The organism is Desertihabitans aurantiacus (genome assembly GCF_003344635.1).
Taxonomy (GTDB): domain Bacteria; phylum Actinomycetota; class Actinomycetes; order Propionibacteriales; family Propionibacteriaceae; genus Desertihabitans; species Desertihabitans aurantiacus.
Map to the genome: position 1 here is coordinate 1 of NZ_QPKK01000304.1, position 4,165 is coordinate 4,165.

3 protein-coding genes and 2 rRNA genes are annotated in these 4,165 nt (G+C 73.0%); all 5 read right to left on the reverse strand.

Features of this window, described 5'->3' with window-relative positions; translation table 11 throughout:
* A partial coding sequence (locus tag DVA66_RS17780; RefSeq protein WP_157974097.1) for a bifunctional ADP-dependent NAD(P)H-hydrate dehydratase/NAD(P)H-hydrate epimerase occupies window positions 1-1,409 on the reverse strand: 1,409 nt, incomplete at its 3' end.
* 31 nt (window positions 1,410-1,440) lie between these two features.
* Window positions 1,441-1,791, reverse strand: coding sequence for a holo-ACP synthase (locus DVA66_RS17785; protein ID WP_114561248.1), 351 nt, complete (start codon window positions 1,789-1,791; stop codon window positions 1,441-1,443).
* A 25-nt stretch (window positions 1,792-1,816) separates the two neighbouring features.
* Window positions 1,817-3,664, reverse strand: a complete 1,848-nt coding sequence (gene glmS, locus DVA66_RS17790; protein ID WP_114561249.1) for a glutamine--fructose-6-phosphate transaminase (isomerizing) — start codon at window positions 3,662-3,664, stop codon at window positions 1,817-1,819.
* 139 nt (window positions 3,665-3,803) lie between these two features.
* Window positions 3,804-3,920 (reverse strand): 5S ribosomal RNA (gene rrf, locus DVA66_RS17795).
* 129 nt (window positions 3,921-4,049) lie between these two features.
* Window positions 4,050-4,165 (reverse strand): 23S ribosomal RNA (locus DVA66_RS17800); the annotation flags it as partial.

Genomic DNA, 4,165 nt, shown 5'->3' on the forward strand with positions numbered 1-4,165 from the left:
CGGCGGGCCGCGGCCAGCGCCTGCAGGGACGCCCCCACCACCGCTGCGTCGCCGGCCGGCAGCCCGGCGGCCAGCAGGGCACCGCACAGACCGGCGAGGACGTCGCCCGACCCCGCCTGCCCGGTCCAGGCGGGTCCGGGCACGGCCAGGTCCACCGGCGGCACGTCGGTCCCGTCGTCGGGGCGCGGGCGGGCGACGTACTGGGTGCCGCCCTTGAGCAGCACGGTGGCCCGGTACCGGTCGGCGGCCTCCTGCGCGGCCTCGTCCGGGTGGGACTCGACCCAGCCGCGGTCGACGTCGCGCTGCAGCAGCCGGGTCAGCTCGCCGGCGTGCGGGGTGAGCAGCCAGCGGTGGGGTGCCGGACGCTCCCCGGACCCGCCGTCCAGCGCGGCCGGCAGCACCGCCAGCGCGTCGGCGTCCAGCAGCAGCGCCGAACCCTCCCCCGCGACCCGGTGGAAGGCCTGCCGCAGCCGGTCCTCGGCGTCCTCGCCGCTGCCCCAGCCCGAGCCGAGCACCAGCGCCTGCACCCGGCCGTCGGCGGTGACGACGTTGGGCACCTCGGTGGTGACGGTGGCCGAGCCGAGGTAGCGCACCATCCCCGCGCCGCCGTGGACGGCGCCGAGCACGCCGAGCAGGGCGGCCCCGGGGTACTGCTCGGAGCCGGTGTCCAGCCCGACCACGCCGCGGGTGTACTTGTGGTCGGTCGGCCCGGGCACCGGGTAGGCCGCGGCCACGTCGACGGCCTGCCACTGCCGCAGCGCCGGCGCCGGCAGCGTCAGCCCGAGGTCGACCACCTCGACCGCTCCGCACCGCTCCCGGGCCGGGCTGGTGAGGTGGGCGATCCGGGAGGTGCCGAAGGTGACCGTCCGCGCGGCCCGGAAGGACCGGTCGACCCGGCTCGCGTCGGCCTGGAGCCCCGACGGCAGGTCGACCGCCAGCACGGGCGGCGCACCGGGCTCTCCCAGCGCGTCGGCCAGGACGGCGACGTCGTCGGGCAGCCCGCCCCGGCTGCCCAGACCGAGGACGCCGTCGACCACGAGGTCGAGCCGGCCGCCGGTGAGCGCGGGCACCAGCTCATCGCGGGAGAGGAAGCGGGCACCGGCCCGCCGGCAGGCTCGTTCGCCGCCGGCGTGCAGGCCGCGGTCGGAGGTGGCGCCGACCCACACCTCGACGCCGCGGGCGCGCAGCCGGGCGCCGGCGAACAGGGCGTCCCCACCGTTGTTGCCACTGCCGGCCAGGACGAGGACCCGGGCGCCGTAGCGGCGGGGCAGCATCCGCAGCGCGGTCGCGGCCACGGCGGCCGCCGCCGTCTGCATCAGCTCACCCGGGTCGCGCCCCAGCAGCTCCAGCTCGGCCATCCGGGCCTCCTCGGCGCGGCGGACGTCCTCGGCACGGTGGGCGCTCAGCATGGGTCCTCCGGGGTCGCGTGGGGGTGCGTCCTCAAGCCTCGCAGACGACCATGGCCACCGCGTGCCCGGCGTCGTGGGAGATCGACAGGTGGGTGCGCGTGATGCCGAGGGCCTGGGCGCGGGCGAGCACCGTGCCACGCAGCAGGAACGAGGGGGCGCCGTTGGCGTCGGCGACCACCTCCGCGTCGTGCCACGACAACCCGCCGGGGGCGAACAGCGCCTTGGCCAGCGCCTCCTTGGCCGCGAACCGGCCGGCCCTCGAGGCCAGCGACAGCCCGGCCTCGCGCGGCGTCAGGCAGCGGCTGGTCAGCGCGGGGTGGCGGCGTTCGGCCGCGTCGAAGCGGGCGATCTCGCAGAGGTCGACCCCGACGCCGACGATCACCGTCGACTCCTGGTGCCCACCGTGCTCACTCGACCGTGACGGACTTGGCGAGGTTGCGCGGCTGGTCGACGTCGTGGCCCTTGAGGGTGGCCAGCTCGCAGGCGAACACCTGCAGCGGGACGATGGCCAGCATCGGCTGCAGCAGGGTGGAGACCGAGGGGAGCCGGATCAGCGTGTCGGCGTAGGGCCGCGGCTCGGAGTCGTCCAGCTCGGCCAGCACGATGGTGCGGGCGCCGCGGGCGCGCACCTCCTGGATGTTGGAGACCACCTTGTCGTGCAGCATGTCCCGGCCGCGGGGCGGCACCACCACGAACATCGGCAGCCGGTCCTGGATCAGCGCGATCGGGCCGTGCTTGAGCTCGCCGGCGGCGAACCCCTCGGCGTGGATGTAGGCCAGCTCCTTGAGCTTGAGCGCGCCCTCGAGCGCGATCGGGTACCCGACGTGGCGGCCGAGGAAGAGCACCGACGGCGCGTCCACCAGCTCCTGGGCGAGCTCGCGGGCCTGGTCGGTGGTGGAGTCGAGGACGTGCTGGATCTGCCCGGGCAGCGCCTCCAGCTCGGCGAGCACCGCCTTGATCTCGTCCCCGAACTTGGTGCCGTGCACCTGGGCCAGGTAGAGCCCGAGCAGGTAGCAGGCGACCACCTGGGTGAGGAAGCCCTTGGTGGAGGCCACCGCGATCTCGGGCCCGGCGTGGGTGTAGATGACCGCGTCGGCCTCGCGGGGGATGGTGGAGCCGTTGGTGTTGCAGATGGCGAGCACCTTGGCCTTCTGCTGCTGGGCGTGCCGGATCGCCATCAGGGTGTCGGCGGTCTCACCGGACTGGCTGATCGCCACCACCAGCGTGGTGGAGCTGACGATCGGGTCGCGGTAGCGGAACTCGCTGGCCAGCTCCACCTCGCAGGGGATGCGGGTCCAGTGCTCGATGGCGTACTTGGCGACGAGGCCGGCGTAGGAGGCGGTGCCGCAGGCGATGATGATGATCTTGTCGATGCGGCGGAGCTCGTCGGTGCTGATGCGGACCTCGTCCAGCACCAGCTCGCCGTCCTCGCCCAGCCGGCCGAGCAGCGTGTCGGCGACCGCCTTCGGCTGCTCGAAGATCTCCTTGCGCATGAACCAGTCGTAGCCGCCCTTCTCCGCCGCGGACAGGTCCCACTCGACGCGGAAGGGCTTGCAGGCGGCGGGCTCGCCGGCGAAGTCGGTGACGGCCCAGGAGTCGGCGGTGATGACGACCAGCTGGTCCTGGCCGAGCTCGACGGCGTCGCGGGTGTGCTCGATGAAGGCGGCGACGTCGGAGGCGACGAAGTTCTCCCCTTCCCCGAGCCCGACCACGAGCGGGCTGTTGCGCCGGGCGGCGACGACGGTGCCGGGGTCCTGGGCGTCGACGGCGACCAGGGTGAACGCGCCCTCGAGACGACGGCACACCGCACGCATCGCCGCGGCGAGGTCGGCGCCGCCGTCCAGCTCGGCTCCGAGCAGGTGGGCGACGACCTCCGTGTCGGTCTGGGAGAGGAAGTGGGTCCCGGCGGCCTCCAGCTCGGCGCGCAGGCTCATGAAGTTCTCGATGATGCCGTTGTGGATGACGGCGACGCGTCCTGAGTCCGCCACGTGCGGGTGGGCGTTGACGTCGTTCGGGGCACCGTGGGTGGCCCAGCGGGTGTGGCCGATCCCGGTGCCGGCGTCCGGCAGCGGCTGCTCGGCGATGGCCGCCTCGAGGTTGGCCAGCTTGCCAGCCTTCTTGGCCACCGACAGCCGACCGTCGGCCGCGATCGCGACGCCGGCCGAGTCGTAGCCGCGGTACTCCATGCGTCGCAGGCCCTCGACGACGACCTCCGCGGCGGTCTTGGCTCCGACGTACCCGACGATTCCACACATGCGCCCCACCCTAGAGGCTGGGCACCGCCGCACCGAACAACGCGGCATCGCCGGCCACGGTGCCGGGCACGTCCTGGAATGGTCGTGAAATGCACGAGGCCCCCGTCACCTAGTGGTGCGGGGGCCTTCGTGTGTGGTTGTCCGGCGGCGTCCTAGTCTCCCACACCCTCCCGGGTGCAGTACCATCGGCGCTGGTGGGCTTAACTTCCGGGTTCGGAATGGGACCGGGTGTTTCCCCACCGCTGTGGCCACCGAAACTCTATGGAGATGTCCAACACCCCACACAAGGGTGTGTGCGGTTGGTGTTGGTGTCTCGAGAGACCTCACAGTGGGCGCGAAACATCATTCAAGGCGATATCATCGCCTTGGAGCAGAGTTTGTGTGTGATGACAAGCCCTCGGCCTATTAGTATCGGTCAGCTCCGCACATTGCTGTGCTTCCACATCCGACCTATCACCCGGTGGTCTGCCGGGGGCCTTACCAGCTTGTGCTGTGGGAGCC